Origin of the sequence: Fulvivirga maritima, assembly GCF_021389955.1 — a bacterium.
In the GTDB taxonomy this organism is placed as follows: domain Bacteria; phylum Bacteroidota; class Bacteroidia; order Cytophagales; family Cyclobacteriaceae; genus Fulvivirga; species Fulvivirga maritima.
The window spans coordinates 3227491-3241994 of record NZ_CP089980.1 but is presented as its reverse complement, the minus strand read 5'-3'; the positions used below and the strand labels follow the sequence as shown (position 1 = coordinate 3241994).

Below are 14504 nucleotides of genomic sequence, written 5' to 3'. Positions count from 1 at the left end.
TCAATTATAGTAATGACTCTGAAAACGTTTAAAAGGAGTATTTTTATTCTAAGTATTTTTTTTATTTTGATCATCACTCCGTCAAAAGCTCAGGAAGTAGGCCTTTCATTTTCATATTTCTTACCAAAAAACGGTTATTTATCCACTCCTATCAGTCCTTTTTCTATAAGAGGTTTAGGCGTAGATCTCAATGACTATTTCGCCATACAAACAGGATTTTCTCTTTACAGAATGAGTGGAATGAATGTAAAAGATATAGATGATTTTGAAAGCAAGGATGCTCTATTAGGCCCCAACTTCACCATTATGGTCCCTTTAGAGCTGGCGCTTCAGTTTGTAGGTAAACAGCAAGAATTCAGAGTGAAAGGGGGTGGTTTTGCCTTTTACGGCTTTGACAACAAGCTTAACTATGGAAATATGGATCGAGCTATTCGCAACTTTGAAGGCTGGGATGTAGCCAACTCCACTTTTGACTATCAGCATGGCTTAGGTTTAGGGTACTATTTCGGAGCTGAGTATGTGGTATACGTCACCCGCCGATGGGGACTATCATTAGAGGCCAATTATTTTATAGGAGATGCAGACCTGGGACTAAATGGCAGTTATACCGGTGGAAATATGACCGGCCCTTTAACCACCAGAGAGGTTGACTGGGCCGATTCCAAAGTTGATTTTACCGGGTTAGAAATTTCTATCGGAATAATAATTACTCAATAGTTCAATCTGCCATATTTATACTTTTCAGCCATCGGCTACAGGTTTCGCGCCAGGTAAAATAAGACGATGATTCTGGCCCGAAACCGAGCCCATGTCCACCTTTTTGATAAACGTGCAGCTCGCCCGGCACACCTGCTGCCACCATAGCTTCATAAAACTGTAAGCTATTCTGAACTGGCACAGCACCATCTTCATAAGTATGGAAAATAAAAGTCGGGGGTGTTTTTTCATTTACCTGCTTTTCATTAGACATGTCCTCCACCAATTTATCCTCCGGCTGAGCTCCCAGTAGCGCCTTTTTAGAGCCTTGATGCGTGAAGTCATCTTCCATAGTAACTACAGGGTAGCCAAGAATCACAAAATCAGGCCTACAGCTAATCCGTTGCAAGGCATCTTTTGCCACAGGGTCTCCCAGATCCCAGTGAGTAGCCACAGTAGAAGCCAGATGCCCTCCTGCTGAAAAGCCCATAATGCCGACTTTTTCACTAGCTATATTCCATTCTTTGGCCTTAGACCGCACTACACGTAAGGCTTGCTGAGCATCTTGTAAAGGCACCGGATTCTTATAACCATCTCCGCCGAGCCTGTATCTCAACACTATAGCTGATACTCCAAAACTATTAAACCACTGCGCCATTTTAAAGCCTTCCTTTTCCATAGCCAAATGTGTATATCCTCCTCCAGGGCAGATTACCACAGCACTTTTAAGCTCTCCTTCATAGGCAGCCGGATAGTAATATAACATAGGGGTATCCTTGTCTTTTTCCCCTAATGCATTAGGAGTACCTTCCGGATACAAAGGCATCTCCACAGGTTTTTGCTCCTGAGCGTAACTATTCATCGCTAATAATAGTAAAAATAATATGTGAACTTTTTTCATAGGTTTATGATCTATAAGCCTTTAATTTAGTACTCATTTATTAAAAGATCTTATCTTTCACTATGTTCAGATTAAAAATCCTTATTTTTCTTTCACTAATAAGTCATTTCAATCTTTTTGCCCAAGAAAATAAGCCGGAAGACATTATTGCAGGAATTCACAAATTCCAAGAGGAGCTTAATGAAGAATATGCCAATAAGGATAGCTCTCCGCTAGAAAAGAAAGACAGACGCCATTTTGAAGGATTAGAATTTTTCGACATTGACACTTCTTTCTATATCAAGGCACAGTTTATAAGAACTCCCAATCAGAAACCATTTAAAATGGCTACTTCCACTGATCGGTCTCCTATTTATGAAAAATACGGAGAAGCACATTTTATGATAGACACCTTAAATGTGGTACTTGAAATCTATCAAAGTCATGATTTAAGAAAAACTAAAGAATATAAGGATCATCTTTTCCTGCCTTTCACTGACAAAACTAATGGCGAAGAAACCTACGGAGGCGGAAGGTATATAAGCCTTAAAATTCCCGAAGGAGACACCATTATTATTGATTTCAACAAAGCATATAATCCTTATTGTGCTTATAGCAGCCGATACTCATGTCCTTTGGTACCACGCGTAAACAGAGTGAGCACCAAAGTGACAGCAGGAGTAAAAGCTTTTGAAAATGGCCATTAACTTTAGTAGGTAATCATGGCTACACCAGAGCCTATTGCCACCATATCTTCGGCTGCTCCCAGATATGGGTCATTTACTTCAGTGGACTGACCTATCTTTTTCCTCAAATAATAGCCAGCTCCAGCTGCCAATACAGCAGCGACTCCACCTATTATTCCTCCACGATAGGCAGATTGACCTCCTTCTTTGAATAAAACAGCTCCTACCAAGGCTCCCATAAGTGCTCTGCCAGCCAAAGCTGTAGGGCTTATCCTATCTGGAGCGAAAGGAAGCTTGTCGCCTACTAATTCTCCTACAGCCATTACAGTAGTAACCGTCTGGAGTGATGATAATTTCAGCGCTTTTCTTTTAAATGATTGTGGCTGTTTATTTAAATAAAAGCAGAGTAATGCAGGGCCTAGCATAGACCGTAATCCGGTTATAGCTCCCAGCCCTATGGTTTTGGTTAATAGTGATGTCATATAAACACCAATACAAATATGATGCAGTGATGGAAGAGCTTTATTTAACTGCGAGAATCTACTGGCAATACCAGCTTAAAAGTAGTCCCTTCTTGCTCTAAAGAAGATATTTCCACTTTTCCATGATGTGCTTCGGCTATTTCTTTCACAGTAGCTAAGCCTAACCCTTGCCCTACACCTGTAGAATTATTTACCTGGTAAAGGCGAGAAAATATTTTAGCCTGTTCTTCAAAAGGAATGGCTTTACCATAATTATGAACAAATATAATAACCTGTTCTCCTTGATAACTATGAGCTCCTACAGTGATGGGCCTGGATACATCTCCATATCTCACAGCATTTTCCAATAAATTGTCTAAAGCTCTTAATATTGCTTCTATATCCCAATATCCGGCTATATCTTCTTCAACTTGGATATCTATCTTATGATCTGCTCTTACTCTATTGTTTTTTACAAATGACTCTAGTCGATTAGTCAGATCTACATGACCGAGGTTAACAGGGAAGCCTTCTTCATTATTAATAAAACTAATATTCTTCAGGCTATTGATTAGCACCTCTGTTTTATCTGCATTTTTAATAAGCAAATTCAAAATAGATTCCGTTTCTTCTGATAATTCTTTATCTCTGAGTAAATCTATCGCCAGCTTTATATTAGTGATAGGGTTCTTCATATCATGAGAAAGCCCTTCTATAAACTCTAATTTAAGTACATCTTTATCTTGCAGCTTGCTAATATCATGCTCTACCTGCTCCCTTGCATCGGACTCTATTTTATTCCTCATCTGAAAGAACATTTCTCCAGCCTGCTCTACAGCTACATCAAAAGCATCCATTACAATTAACTGCTCATGTACTTGCAGAGCGCCTTCCTGATCTAGCAGACTAAAGATTCGATTCTTTAAGATCCTATATTCTCTTAAAACATGTAATAAAGAATAATTATCGAACAAAGCCCTGAGCTTACCATGTTCCAGGCTTTCATGTGAGATGTTTGTTTCCTTCCCCTCTAACACTAGAGCCAGATCATCTAAGAAAAAAGGGATATCATTGGCCAAAGCGACTCTATCATGCTTCTTAGCTTCTGGCAATTCTTCCCTAACTTCATTCATCCAGGTCTCGATGATTGTTTCCTTATATTGTTTAATAACTTTATAGGCTTCCATTCTTGATACTGTCATTAAATCACTAATATATAAATTATTACATAAGTGAGTTAATAAGAGTGCAAAGAAAAACCAGTGAAGTTATAAATCAGAAGATTTGAGTTTATAATAAATGGCATAAACAAAAGCAGCAATATAAATCACTACCACCCCTACTGCTGGGATACTTACATAATCCTGAATTTCCTGGAACCAGTATCTTGAAAAGGGAAATGCTATTAAATTATTAATGGCATGAATAGGGAAATACTCAGTAATAAACTTTAGGTTATCAGGGAAAAAAGCTGCTATCGTACTTTCAATAGGACTAATTAATAGCAACATAAAAACCGTAAGGGCAGATCGCTTAAATAAAACGGTTAGCAAAAATGCCAAGGTTAAATAACAAAACAGATCCAGAAAATAGGCTAAGATAAACTCACTACCATTAAAAACATCTCCAGCTTCAAGATCAGGAGTATATAGCAAACCGGTTAAAAGTCCTGTTATAAAAACTAATAAGGCAGAGCCCACACTCAAGAGTAAAATAGTTCCCATTTTAGATTTAATGAAATCCATTCTACTAAATCCATCTATAATATTTTGTCTTATAGTTTTATAGCTAAACTCATTTGAGATGGAAATGACCACTACTATAGCCAGAAAAATCTTAAGAAAGGTATATACAAAAGTTATGTTTTGCCAGATATCAGGAAAGTACAGCACTGGTATTTTCATTGGGTCGAAATTATCAAACTCAGCTCCTTTTTCTTTGAGCCATTTCAAAAACTCCAGCACTACTACGGGTATACTTATTATTAACACCCCATACATGATGTTTAGAACCCAGAAGGCTCTATAATTAGCTAATTTCTTTAAATCTATCTTTAATAATTTAAGCATGGTCAGATTGGGCTAATACTTCCAAAAATTGTTTTTCGAGGCTTTTTCTTTGTGTGAGTAGATGGCTGGCCACCAGATTTTGGCTAAACAAAAACTGATTAAGATCAGATGCAGTCTGCCCTTCAGATAGGGTTACAATAAATTTATCTTCTTCTTGAGTTACATTTTTCACTCCTTCAAACTGCTGTAATGATTGCTGAAGCAGAGCGGTATTATCCGCTTTCACCTCTACCAACTCAGCACCTTGAGTTACCTCGGCTACACTACCCACATGCAAGAGTTGTCCTTTTTTTAGCACACAAAAATGTGAACATACTTTTTGAACTTCATCCAATAAATGACTGGCCAAAATAATGGTTTTCCCCTCTTTAGCTATTTGCTTGATCAGTTCTCTTATCTCAGCAATCCCTTGAGGATCAAGGCCATTAGTAGGCTCATCCAATATCATCACCTCAGGATCACAAAGCAGCGCTGAAGCAATAGACAACCGCTGCCTCATACCCAAAGAGTAGGTTTTGAAATTATCATACCTTCTTTCATACAGATCTACCTTCTGCAATACAATATCAATATTGGCTTTGGGAGCATCTTTTATCTCAGCCACAATCTCCAAATTCTTTACCGCATTGAGGTAAGGATAGAAAATTGGCGTTTCTAAAATAGCTCCTATTCTTTTTCTTACTTCTTTAGAAGGTGGCTGACCAAACCAGCTAAAATCACCACTGGTCTTATTGATTACATCTAGCAAAATTCCCAGAGTTGTGGTTTTTCCACTACCATTAGGGCCCAGAATACCGAAAACACTGCCTCGCTCTATGGTAAGCGATAGGTTGTTTACAGCAGTAATCCGACCATAGTTTTTAGTAAGATTATTAATTTGAAGTACTGTATCCAAAGGTGATTAGATTTTATAGTTTGAAAGTGGTTAAGATAGTATTTTTAAAACAAAAGACATAAAATGTTGAATTACAGGCCAAATAATAGATTAAGGTTTAAACTCCCTCACTTTTGTAATTATGCTTGCCAGCTTATTAAGCGGGACTGATCCTTTTATATCAAGAATAGATAAGCTGCTTTCATCATTCATTAGAAACACGAGTCCGGTAGTTACGCCATCATCTTCCTGGATATAAACATTCACTCTCATTCCTTCATGCCTCATATTCATAAGATCTTCGAAATCCTCAGACTTATAGCCCTTTACCAGGTTGGAATAAGTGTCTTTATCAATATTATTGCCCTTCTTTTCTACGACAAAATATTTCATTTTATCAATATCCTTAATCAGCTCATCAAATTCCTCACTATCAGTCTGATTGAGCATTCTTAAGGTATTTTTATAGAAAAAAAACGAAGTTCCTTCTTCATGATCTTCTGCAAATGCTTGGGTGGTTTTGCTTTGCGCTGATAAAAACAATGGCGTGAAAGCTGCTAATATCAAGAGTAGTGTTCTCATATGGCTGTAATATAATATTGCCTGGCATGAAACACACCAGGCAACTATGATTTAAATGATTTCTTGCTCAATTTAAGTTATTCCTTTTCTTAGCCAGGTAGGTCAAGTCTTTGAGGTCGAGCTCCCCATTAACGTTCATTACCATAAAGTCAGATTCCTCACTTATTAATATGAGCATATTTTTGATCTCATTATTACTTCCCTGAGTCATGAAGTAAATATGATCCGAACCATCTCTTAAAGTCATCATTTCTTCATATTTCTCTTTTTTGAGCTCAGATCTCATTTTGGCTATATCTTCACTCTTAAACCCTGACTTATACATAGGAATAGAAAGCAGCTCCAGAGAAGAGATATTATCTGCTATGCGAGAAATAACCTGCAAATCTTCATCCTCCTCATCCAAAGAAGCAACAGTAGCGAGTAATTTAAACAGTCCACCTGTAAAGGTTACTACCGTAGCATCACGATCATCTTTGTACTTTTCGTGAAATTTTTGAATGGTTTTACTTTGCCCAAATGAAAAACCTGCTGTTAGTATTACAGCTAATGCTGAGATAATTAAACGTTTCATAATCTATTTATTTTGAGTTGTTAATGTGTTGCTTGTTGTTGTTTATTTTTAATTGACCCTGAAAGTGGTTATTCTTTCTTATTGTCTAGCTTTTCCAAACCTTCCAACCCTTGTATGTCCATAGATTTAGATATTTTCGCTATTTGTTTCAAATCTATATCTCCGAAAAGACTTAGAATGAAAAAGCCGTTTTCTCCTCCACTTATCATCAGTAATTCACTGATTTTACCGCCACTTTCTTTTATTAAAAACTTCAGATCAGTAGTGCCATCTCTTACTGACATAAGTTCTCCATATTCATTTTTTGGCAGTAATTGAAATGCCTCTTTATACAGCTTTTTACCATCTTTAGTATCTTCTTTAGCTAATATTCTGATGCCTTTAAGTTTAGTTATAGCATCCATTATTTCCTGGTCCTCCTTCGTCTCCATTTCAAGATTGGTAAATAGCTCAAACATTCTGCTGTTTACTGATACCTGGGTAAACTCCTCATCATTTTCATACTTACTGAAAAATTTACTTATGGCATCTTGACCTTGCGCGCTGAATGAGAGCAGCACACCTATAGCCAGCACTAAAATTGATCGTTTCATTTCTTCTCCGTTTTAATATTTATAATGTCTCTGTTTCTTTTACTTTCTTTTGCGCTTCATGTAAAACGCCTACTTTCTCCACTTGCTTCTTGCCTACATTCATGTTTTTAGAAATAAGCATTAAAGCCTTTTTTGTCTCTTCAAATGCTTTCTCAGGGTCTTCAAAGGTGCCGGTAACATAAGGTTCCAAATTCTCCTTTTTATCTTGATATTCCTTTTGCATAAAGTAACCTGCGGTGGCCAATATCACTAAGACTGCCGCTACTTTAAGGGCATCATTCACCCACTTTATAACTTTACCTTTTCCAGACTTTTTATTTTCTAATTCGGCCAATATGAGCTCATCAAACTCAGCTCCCAATTCATCTTTCTCCCCCTCAGCCTCATAATATTGAAATAGAGAAGCTACTGACTTTAAGTGTTCAGGAACCGGCTGATGAGTAAAAAACTCCTTCAGTTCGTCTTCCTCCTCAAGAGAGGTTTCACATTCCCAATATTTAGCCAACAGATGTTCTATTCTATCTAAGTCCATATGCATTGATATTTAATAGATTCTCTTTAATTGCCTTTCTGGATCTAAATAAATTTACTTTTACCTGATTCATATCCACCCCAACCATTTCACTTATCTCTTTATAGCTATATCCTTCTATATCTCGAAGCTTAATAATCTGCCTTTGTTTATCGGGCAATGATTCTATAAAAAGATTGACTCTGCTCATGGTGTCACTAATTTCAGTTGTCCTGTAAGGGGTCTGATTATTATCATCAGATTTTTCAAACCCGTCATTTAACGGATCTGTATATTTTTTATGTTTGGATTTGAGCTTATCCAGAGCCAGGTTTCTAGTCACCCTCATACACCAGGCTTCTATATTTTCTATTACCTCAAGATCCTCCTTTTTATCCCAAATTTTAATAAAAACTTCCTGCACTACATCTTTCGCCTCGTCCTCATTTTTTATGAAGCCTAAAGCAAAGCGATAAAGCTTATTTTTAACAGGTAGAACTTTATTTTTGAAAATTTCCAAACTCATATTCACCAGCAAGACGACTCAATTTTAACTTTGTTACAAGTCAATGAAAAAAATATAATCTACTAGATATAAAAAGGGCTGCCATTTTTGGCAGCCTTTTTCTTTTTATAGGAATTATTATTTAATCTACACTTTTAGCACTTCCTGATTGCTGATCACAAATATTTGATCATCCTTTTTCGGCTTTATTAATGCTAAGCCGGTAAACTCACCAAAGGCAGGCAGTAAGCCATACTTAGCCCCAAAATAAAAACAGGGCAACTTTAAAGATTGTCTCCCCAGTCCCTTAAGCCTTACTCCCGGATGCAGATGCCCTGCTATATTATAAAAGGTGTCATTTTCTATAGTTTCATGAGAAAGGGAAAATGGCTCTATTAATAAAGGCTCTTCATGAAGTAGCAACTGATGTTTTAAATATTGATACTCACTCATAATATCATGATTACCAATTATGAGTTCGAAAGACATTGCAGGAAAGTATTTCAGCACTTGTCCTAGCACTTCCCACTCTTCATTATAATGGCTATGGAAAAGGTCTCCCATAAAAAGAACTCTCTCTGGTTGCCATTTATGAAGCACATTAATAAAGCGCTCTACATTCTGATTATTGAGCTCTGATGACACTGCTATGCCTGATCTTCTAAAATGATTGGCTTTACCCAGATGCATATCAGCCAGTAATAGAATACGCTTCTTCTCCCAAAACAAAGCCTTCTCAGGGAGGAGCTGTAATCTTTCTCCTTTTAAATCAATACTATTAATTCCATCAAATGCTTTTGAGTATTTCAATTTTCAAACCCTTTTTTTGCTAAAAACACAAAATTAAACCTTAAAATAACGAAACTAAGATATTTGTATTTGAATTTATGTAAATAGCACTACTTTTGGATTTGAATAGAAAAGAAGGCAATATGATTATACCTAAGGAACCCAAATTAACACCAGAACAACTGAAGGAAATCAAGGACATTGTAAATGAATACAATTGCAACGTCCAACCTATAGAAGGCAGACATAGAACTATTTATGCCTTATTAGGGGAAGAGAGAGAACAAGTAATGATAAACCGTATACTTGGGTTAGATTATATTGACAGATTTGATGCTATTGATTCGCCTTACAAATTGATGGATATTCACTCTGAATTAACCCACCATCAGATAAGAATAGGAAGCTCAATAGTAGGTGCAGAGCCTTTTATTATTGCCGGGCAGTGCACCATAGATCCTAACAACCCTAACTATTTCCTTGAAACAGCACATGCTGTAAAAGAAGCTGGTGCCAAAGCCATAAGAGGCGGTGTATGGAAACCCCGTACCATGCCTTATTCTTATCAGGGAGATGATAGCGCCATTAAAATATTAGTAGAAGCCAGAGAACAAACTGGTTTACCTATAGATACTGAGGTAATGGATGAGCATCAGCTGGAAGTAGCTATGGATGCTAAAGTGGACATACTACAAATAGGAACTAGAAATGCTCTTAACTACTCCTTACTTAAAAAAATAGGAGAAAAAACAGCTGGAACCCAAACAGCAGTACTGTTAAAAAGATCAAGAGCTATGGGGCCTATTAATGAACTCATTGCTGCTGCTGAGTATATAGCTGCAGGAGGTAACCCTAACGTAATGCTTTGCCCAAGAGGTACTATTCCTCAAGTAGATGGCTATAGAAACAATCCTGATGAAAGCATCACTCCGCTAGTGAAAGAAAAAACATGGGCTCCTGTAATAGTAGATCCATCTCACTCAGTGGGACGAGCCAAATATGTGTCGGCCGCTTCAATGGCAGCTATGGCTTATGGTGCTGACGGCCTGATTATAGAAACACATGTTGATCCTAAATTTGGCATTGGAGATGATCCTAAGCAATCATTAAAACCAGATGAGCTTAAAACGCTTATTAAAAATGTGAATTTAATTTGGGATGTAACCAAGAAAAAAAACTTAGCTTAATATAATAAAAGAAGGCAGTTTAAAACATTATTAAACTGCCTTCTTTTTTATTTATCTAGATCAGTTCTACTCCCAGTCCTGGTTTCTCTGTAGTACTCATCCAGCCATCATCTATTCTAAAGCCTCCTTCTACGGCATCTTGTACCAAATCTAAACTTCCGTCCAAATCAATATATCTGGTATTAGAAAAGGATAAGGCCGCATGCAAAGCCGCCGTAATGCTCACAGCACTTTCATCATTACAGCCCCACATTAAATCGATATGCGCTACACGGGCAATGTTAGCTATTTGAATAGCAGGAAAAATCCCGCCTGATTTCATCAGTTTTATATTAAATATCCTGCCAGCAATAGGCTCCGATGCCAATTTAAAAGCATCTACTGGAGATTTTAAGCTTTCATCTAAGGCTATCATTTCCCTGATTTCATGTGGCAATTGCTTTAAAACATCTACCTGATCAGCCTTTATAGGTTGTTCTATAAGTTCAATGCCCCATTCCTTGCTACTTTCATAAAATTTAAGAAGTGCAGCCTGATCATACCCTTGATTTGCATCTAATCGGATTTTCACCTTATTAGCAAAGACTTCCTTTAACTTAGCTATCCGCTCAATATCTTCATCTACAGCTCTACCTGTTTTCACTTTTAAACACCTGAAGCCCATATCAAAATATTCCTGGGCTTCCTCTAAGGTTGCTTTTACATCTTTAATGCCTATGGTTACTGAAGTTTCTAACGTTCTGAATTTTCTGCCCAGAAACTGAGCCAGCGGCACGCCTAAATATTTAGTAAAAACATCGTGCAATGCTATATCTAAAGCTGCTCTGGCAGCAGGAAACTCAGGAAAACGAATCATCACTTCATGCAAAATGCCATGTATCTCCCGAATATCTCTACCTATCAAAAACTCCAAATTTTCTTCACTCAGAGTGGCCTGAGTATCTTCTAAAGACTCATTCACCACTTGTTTACTAGGATTCCCCGCTCCTAAACCATAAACTCCATTCTCTAATGTTATTTTCACAAACACACTATCAACATCATCTACTGTTTTAAAAGCAATAGTATAAGGCCTGGTATTTCCCAGGTTCATTCGCCATACCTCAATATTCTTCACCTTCATTCTCAAACATTTTTCACTTCTGCCGCTTTACTCATTGAATGATCAGCAGCTTCCAATTTTTGTTTTATCATTTTTACTAGCACTCCTACCCCATGCTCTAAAGGAGCAACTATTGGCAATCCTGTTTTACCTTCCAGCAGCTCTGTATGATGAGCTATCAACGCCTCATTCATTCCGGCTGTATTTAGGGTAAAAGCCCACACATCACTGCCCATCATATTAATCATGCCTACATCAATCATAGGATCAGCTATAGTATCAGGAAGCTTTTCCAGGTTATTATACTTTTCTCTTATAGGGTGATGTTGTAAAAAGACGCCATCTAATTTACCTGAGATGACAAACTCAGAGCCGCATGGTCCGCCAGGATTTAAAAGAGAAGCCTGTCCCTCCACTATTATGACTTCCGGCCGTTCGTGAAGCCAGCATTCATGGATAGCGTGCTCTATTTCTCCTGGAATAAAATCATTAGGAGTGGCATCGAAAATAAAACCATATTTAGTACCCTGTAACCAGCCCGTTTGTCCCGTATAAATCATTTCAGCTTTTATGCCTGACTGGTTCAAAGCTTTTACTAATAACTTGGCTGTAGTCCGCTTACCTATAGAGCAATCTGTACCTAAGATACCTAATTTTAAAGCCTCAACCTCTCTAATTTTGCCATTCCAAAAATGTAATTGCTCGAAAGGCTTAGGTTTTCTTATATCATGAATCTGCACTTTATTCTCAGCCATTATCTCTTTAAACTCATCAATCTCAGAGATAGGCTGATGCAAACCATTGATTACATGAATACTGCTCTGCAAGCTATCCTTTATTTCCGGGTAAAGGCTGGGAGGCAAAACACCTCCCTTAGTGGCCATGCCTATTATAGCGAAAGTAGGCACCACGCCAGCTTCAAGCATTTTTTCTATTGACTCATAAATAGGAACATCAGCATGAATATTACTGAGTACATCCTGCACATTTTGGCCCGCAAACTTATGGTCTATCACTGCCTTGATTTGAAAACGATCTGATTGCCTGAGCAAGCCATGAGTAGTTTTTGCGTGGATAGTATCCAGTAAACCACCAGTAAGAATACAGGCCTCTCCTTTTAAATAATCCTGCATACTCATTCTATTGTAATTGAGGTGGTAGTTTCCCTTTCAAGGCCATTTTCATTAATCACCAAAACCCGCAAGTCTATCTCAGCTCCTGAGCTAACAGTAGGTATTTCGTATGAAATAGTGATGACCTCACTCTCTGTTTCCTCATCATAAGAATATTGGTATGGAATAGAAGCCACCAAGGCCTCATCTTGCTCCGGTTCTGTGCTATACAACTCAAAATGATCAATAGCATCTAGCGACCAATAATGCATAATCAGGTTTAATGAATTGCCAGAGACCATTTCGCCCTCCACCACTAATGATTGAATAACCGGGTAGTGATCTCCGTTGGTGGTAGTATTATCATCTATAAAGTATTCCTCATCATAGCATGAAGTCATTATAGTGAGTACAAGGAAAATATATAATATCTTTTTCATATTGATTTCTTTAGGAATGAATTAATCTTGGTCTTTCCACATCGACTCAGTAAACTCTCTGATGTGAGGAGAAAGGCTTGAAGCATTTCGGTTTTGCTCCGAAGTAGGATAAAGTGCCCTTTCTGCAGGCTCTGAGCGTCCGCCATAATCTGGCTCTTCAAAACCCCTGAAAATATCAGGATCATAATTTAATCGGCGCATATCATTCCAGGCTTCAAAATTTAGAAATAAGGCGATATATTTTTCCTTCATGACATGTTCCAGATCCAGGCTTACTACCACGTTTACAGAAGGATCGTCCAGATAGTCTTGCATTTCACTTTCTTCTACTTCCAGCATAGTCATATGTGCTGCAATTCCTTCCAAATAGGCATTATTAGCCCTTCCCAAATCAGTTTGAAGTGCTATTTCTGCTTCAATAAATTTAAGCTCAGCATAACTCATCATTATAATGGGAGAATCTTCCATAGCATACCACGTGTCTCTGGTAAGATCTGTGGTATTACCCGGAGTAGTAGGATCATATGAAGCCAAGCCATGATACTCAGCTGCCTCCCCCTTATCTGCAATTATTGGCAATCTTGGATCTACCACAGGATAAATGGCTCCCTTTAAGAGATCAATAAAATATTTACCATGCGTAATAGTGAAATTGCCTGTTTCATTGGCCAGCGCCACATCACTATGTAGCGGATTAAGGTTTACCTCATTATATACCAATTGAAAATTGTCTTCATTAGTAGTGAACCCTTGCTCCACTTCAGCAAGTATTTCGGCCGCAGTAAATTGCCCTTTATGGTAAAGATGAAGCATATACCTTGCTTTAAGCGAGTGAAGTAGCTTACTCCATTTTTCGAGATCGCCGCCATACACCATGTCATCATCAGCCGGAGAGTGGAATGATTCTTCAGCCAAAAGATACTCCACCGCTTCATCTAAATAATCAAATATGGTTTGATAAATCTGTTGCTGTGTATCATACTCTGGCGTGATATTACTAGACCCCACCAAAGCCTCAGACAAAGGTGCATCTTCCCAGGTATCAGTTACCAGACCTAAATTAAGGGCCTGCAAAACCCGAACAATCCCGAAGTAATGCGGAGATTCCTCTTCAATGGCCTTTTCCTCCATAACACTCAGCGTATTTAGACATTCCAAATAAGCCCGTGACCAGTTAGAAGTCATAGTAAACTCAGTATAATACCCAAAGTATTGATCTATCTGATGGGTAGCGCATGATGCCGCATTAATAGCAGAATAATGACTCTCAGATGTAGCCTCAAGTACAGTAGGCAGTAACGACTTCAGGTTTACTTCCTCGCCTTTCACTTTAGTAGGATCTTCATTTACATCTAAAAAATCATCGCAAGAAGACGCCAGCAGCTGTACCAGCACGAAAAGCATCATTGTTTTTATATAGAAATTCTTCATGATGTGCATATT

18 protein-coding genes are annotated in these 14504 nt (G+C 37.8%); 3 read left to right on the top strand and 15 right to left on the bottom strand.

Going from position 1 to position 14504, the window contains the following annotated elements; genetic code table 11:
* The first annotated feature begins 66 nt into the window (after nt 1-66).
* Nucleotides 67-717 carry a hypothetical protein gene (locus LVD15_RS13995; protein WP_233775848.1) on the top strand — a complete coding sequence of 217 codons (651 nt, stop codon included), beginning with the start codon at nt 67-69 and terminating at the stop codon, nt 715-717.
* Nucleotide 718: 1 nt separating this feature from the next.
* On the opposite strand, the gene LVD15_RS13990 is transcribed toward LVD15_RS13995, so the two are convergent.
* The gene (locus tag LVD15_RS13990; protein ID WP_233775847.1) at nt 719-1597 is read right to left on the bottom strand and encodes an alpha/beta hydrolase; all 879 of its coding nucleotides are present in this window, start codon (nt 1595-1597) and stop codon (nt 719-721) included.
* A 62-nt stretch (nt 1598-1659) separates the two neighbouring features.
* Between LVD15_RS13990 and LVD15_RS13985 the strand changes: the two genes are divergently transcribed.
* Complete coding sequence (locus tag LVD15_RS13985) at nt 1660-2283, top strand: DUF1684 domain-containing protein (protein ID WP_233775846.1); 624 nt, start codon at nt 1660-1662, stop codon at nt 2281-2283.
* A 2-nt stretch (nt 2284-2285) separates the two neighbouring features.
* On the opposite strand, the gene LVD15_RS13980 is transcribed toward LVD15_RS13985, so the two are convergent.
* From LVD15_RS13980 to pdeM, 10 genes are all read right to left on the bottom strand, one after another.
* Complete coding sequence (locus LVD15_RS13980) at nt 2286-2744, bottom strand: DUF4126 family protein (RefSeq protein WP_233775845.1); 459 nt, start codon at nt 2742-2744, stop codon at nt 2286-2288.
* Between the two features lie 44 nt (nt 2745-2788).
* Complete coding sequence (locus LVD15_RS13975; RefSeq protein ID WP_233775844.1) at nt 2789-3925, bottom strand: sensor histidine kinase; 1137 nt, start codon at nt 3923-3925, stop codon at nt 2789-2791.
* A gap of 66 nt (nt 3926-3991) precedes the next feature.
* Nucleotides 3992-4792 carry a DUF2705 family protein gene (locus LVD15_RS13970; RefSeq protein WP_233775843.1) on the bottom strand — a complete coding sequence of 267 codons (801 nt, stop codon included), beginning with the start codon at nt 4790-4792 and terminating at the stop codon, nt 3992-3994.
* Complete coding sequence (locus LVD15_RS13965) at nt 4785-5687, bottom strand: ABC transporter ATP-binding protein (RefSeq protein WP_233775842.1); 903 nt, start codon at nt 5685-5687, stop codon at nt 4785-4787. Before LVD15_RS13965 ends, LVD15_RS13970 begins: the two co-directional genes overlap by 8 nt.
* Before the next feature lie 90 nt (nt 5688-5777).
* Nucleotides 5778-6248 (bottom strand): DUF4252 domain-containing protein, encoded by a 471-nt coding sequence (locus LVD15_RS13960; RefSeq protein WP_233775841.1) that lies wholly within the window; start codon nt 6246-6248, stop codon nt 5778-5780.
* Nucleotides 6249-6315: 67 nt separating this feature from the next.
* Nucleotides 6316-6822 carry a DUF4252 domain-containing protein gene (locus LVD15_RS13955; protein WP_233775840.1) on the bottom strand — a complete coding sequence of 169 codons (507 nt, stop codon included), beginning with the start codon at nt 6820-6822 and terminating at the stop codon, nt 6316-6318.
* Between the two features lie 68 nt (nt 6823-6890).
* On the bottom strand, nt 6891-7415 hold the full coding sequence (locus tag LVD15_RS13950; protein WP_233775839.1) for a DUF4252 domain-containing protein: 525 nt from the start codon (nt 7413-7415) through the stop codon (nt 6891-6893).
* A gap of 19 nt (nt 7416-7434) precedes the next feature.
* On the bottom strand, nt 7435-7947 hold the full coding sequence (locus LVD15_RS13945; RefSeq protein ID WP_233775838.1) for a PG0215 family putative anti-sigma factor: 513 nt from the start codon (nt 7945-7947) through the stop codon (nt 7435-7437).
* Nucleotides 7934-8452: a GFO_1088 family ECF-type sigma factor gene (locus LVD15_RS13940; RefSeq protein WP_233775837.1), complete on the bottom strand. Its 519-nt coding sequence runs from the start codon at nt 8450-8452 to the stop codon at nt 7934-7936. The genes LVD15_RS13945 and LVD15_RS13940 overlap by 14 nt, the downstream gene beginning before the upstream one ends.
* Before the next feature lie 126 nt (nt 8453-8578).
* Nucleotides 8579-9241, bottom strand: a complete 663-nt coding sequence (gene pdeM / locus LVD15_RS13935; RefSeq protein ID WP_233775836.1) for a ligase-associated DNA damage response endonuclease PdeM — start codon at nt 9239-9241, stop codon at nt 8579-8581.
* A gap of 95 nt (nt 9242-9336) precedes the next feature.
* Between pdeM and LVD15_RS13930 the strand changes: the two genes are divergently transcribed.
* Nucleotides 9337-10407, top strand: a complete 1071-nt coding sequence (locus LVD15_RS13930; protein ID WP_233775835.1) for a hypothetical protein — start codon at nt 9337-9339, stop codon at nt 10405-10407.
* 55 nt (nt 10408-10462) lie between these two features.
* Here LVD15_RS13930 and LVD15_RS13925 read toward each other — a convergent pair whose 3' ends face one another.
* The 4 genes from LVD15_RS13925 to LVD15_RS13910 are packed head-to-tail and all read right to left on the bottom strand — an operon-like array spanning nt 10463 to nt 14492.
* Complete coding sequence (locus tag LVD15_RS13925) at nt 10463-11530, bottom strand: mandelate racemase/muconate lactonizing enzyme family protein (protein WP_233775834.1); 1068 nt, start codon at nt 11528-11530, stop codon at nt 10463-10465.
* 2 nt (nt 11531-11532) lie between these two features.
* Entirely contained in the window at nt 11533-12648 is a 1116-nt protein-coding gene (locus LVD15_RS13920) for a DUF1611 domain-containing protein (RefSeq protein WP_233775833.1), read from the bottom strand.
* On the bottom strand, nt 12645-13061 hold the full coding sequence (locus tag LVD15_RS13915; protein ID WP_233775832.1) for a hypothetical protein: 417 nt from the start codon (nt 13059-13061) through the stop codon (nt 12645-12647). Before LVD15_RS13915 ends, LVD15_RS13920 begins: the two co-directional genes overlap by 4 nt.
* A gap of 21 nt (nt 13062-13082) precedes the next feature.
* Nucleotides 13083-14492, bottom strand: coding sequence for a SusD/RagB family nutrient-binding outer membrane lipoprotein (locus LVD15_RS13910; protein WP_233775831.1), 1410 nt, complete (start codon nt 14490-14492; stop codon nt 13083-13085).
* Nucleotides 14493-14504 lie beyond the last annotated feature (12 nt).

Excerpts from the sequence above, each read along its gene's own strand:
- LVD15_RS13915 (WP_233775832.1), bottom strand. The coding sequence starts at position 13,061 with ATGAAAAAGATATTATATATTTTCCTTGTACTCACTATAATGACTTCA.
- LVD15_RS13950 (WP_233775839.1), bottom strand. The coding sequence starts at position 7,415 with ATGAAACGATCAATTTTAGTGCTGGCTATAGGTGTGCTGCTCTCATTC.
- LVD15_RS13925 (WP_233775834.1), bottom strand. The coding sequence starts at position 11,530 with ATGAAGGTGAAGAATATTGAGGTATGGCGAATGAACCTGGGAAATACC.
- LVD15_RS13955 (WP_233775840.1), bottom strand. The coding sequence starts at position 6,822 with ATGAAACGTTTAATTATCTCAGCATTAGCTGTAATACTAACAGCAGGT.
- LVD15_RS13985 (WP_233775846.1), top strand. The coding sequence starts at position 1,660 with ATGTTCAGATTAAAAATCCTTATTTTTCTTTCACTAATAAGTCATTTC.
- LVD15_RS13960 (WP_233775841.1), bottom strand. The coding sequence starts at position 6,248 with ATGAGAACACTACTCTTGATATTAGCAGCTTTCACGCCATTGTTTTTA.
- LVD15_RS13990 (WP_233775847.1), bottom strand. The coding sequence starts at position 1,597 with ATGAAAAAAGTTCACATATTATTTTTACTATTATTAGCGATGAATAGT.
- LVD15_RS13980 (WP_233775845.1), bottom strand. The coding sequence starts at position 2,744 with ATGACATCACTATTAACCAAAACCATAGGGCTGGGAGCTATAACCGGA.
- LVD15_RS13910 (WP_233775831.1), bottom strand. The coding sequence starts at position 14,492 with ATGAAGAATTTCTATATAAAAACAATGATGCTTTTCGTGCTGGTACAG.
- LVD15_RS13945 (WP_233775838.1), bottom strand. The coding sequence starts at position 7,947 with ATGGACTTAGATAGAATAGAACATCTGTTGGCTAAATATTGGGAATGT.
- LVD15_RS13940 (WP_233775837.1), bottom strand. The coding sequence starts at position 8,452 with ATGAGTTTGGAAATTTTCAAAAATAAAGTTCTACCTGTTAAAAATAAG.
- LVD15_RS13920 (WP_233775833.1), bottom strand. The coding sequence starts at position 12,648 with ATGAGTATGCAGGATTATTTAAAAGGAGAGGCCTGTATTCTTACTGGT.
- LVD15_RS13975 (WP_233775844.1), bottom strand. The coding sequence starts at position 3,925 with ATGACAGTATCAAGAATGGAAGCCTATAAAGTTATTAAACAATATAAG.
- LVD15_RS13970 (WP_233775843.1), bottom strand. The coding sequence starts at position 4,792 with ATGCTTAAATTATTAAAGATAGATTTAAAGAAATTAGCTAATTATAGA.